General features: G+C 42.9%; 1 protein-coding gene. It reads left to right on the top strand.

Features of this window, described 5'->3' with window-relative positions; translation table 11 throughout:
- Positions 1-1,088: peptidylprolyl isomerase (locus A3729_RS26380; RefSeq protein WP_197476119.1), on the top strand; the 1,088-nt coding region annotated here is incomplete at both ends.

Here is a 1,088-nt window from a genome sequence, read left to right on the forward strand (position 1 = left end):
AAGCGTCGCCAGATTCTTGCGCAGATGGGAGAAAGGGCAGACCCGGATCTTATCGAAGAGTCTTTGTTAAAGTCTTCAGTTTTAGAAGGCCTGATCAACGAAAAGATCTTGGTATTGGACGCAGAAGGTAAAGATTTATATATCTCAGACGAGGCTGTTGAAAACTACATTCGTAATATTGACCAATTCAAGGTCGATGGAAAGTTCAGCAATGAACGAATGCAGATGATTTTGCGTAATGCTGCGTTAACTTTGAAATCATATAAAGAGTCCTTGAAATCCCAGTTTGTTATTGACCAGGCGCGTTCAGGCTTGATCGCTTCAGCATTTGTTGTCGGTAACGAGAGAGATGAGATTGTTGCATTGGATCGTCAAACAAGAGACTTTGGTCTGGCTACAGTTTTCAAAAGTGATTATATAGAGTCAATCGCGGTAAGTGACGAAGATGTCGCGACTTATTATGAAGAGCATAAAGATGCGTATAAGAAAGCGCGTAATGTTGATGTCTCTTATTTAACGATTGATCGCGCGTCTCTTGCCGAATCAATTGAGGTGGATGAAGAGCGAATCATGGTAATGTACGAAACTGAGAAAGCAGAATTCGTAGGTGAAGAAGAACGAACGGCTGCTCATATATTGATTAAAATTGATGACGATACGACTGAAGTGCAGGCACTGGATAAAATCAAAGCAGTAGAAGCTAGGTTGTTAGCAGGTGAAGCGTTCGATTCATTGGCTAAAGAGTTGTCAGAAGATGAAGGTTCTGCGTCTGCTGGAGGTGATTTGGGTCGTTCTGGTAAAGGCGTGTATGTTGCGGATTTTGAGAACGCTTTGTTTGCGCTTGCCGCTGGAGAAGTATCCGCTCCGGTTAAGACCGAATTTGGTTATCACTTGATTAAGCTTGAGTCGATTGAAACAAATGAAATTCCGGCATTTGAAGAAATGCGTGCTGGTCTTGAAGAGCGTTATCGTAAGGAAGAAGCTGACCAGTTATATGCGGAGCTGGCCGAAAATGTTGCAGATATTACTTACTCTTCTCCTGATCTGGCAGAGGCAGCTGATGAGCTGTCTCTTGAAGTGAGGCAGTT

The sequence above is a fragment of the Oleiphilus sp. HI0043 genome (assembly GCF_001634935.1).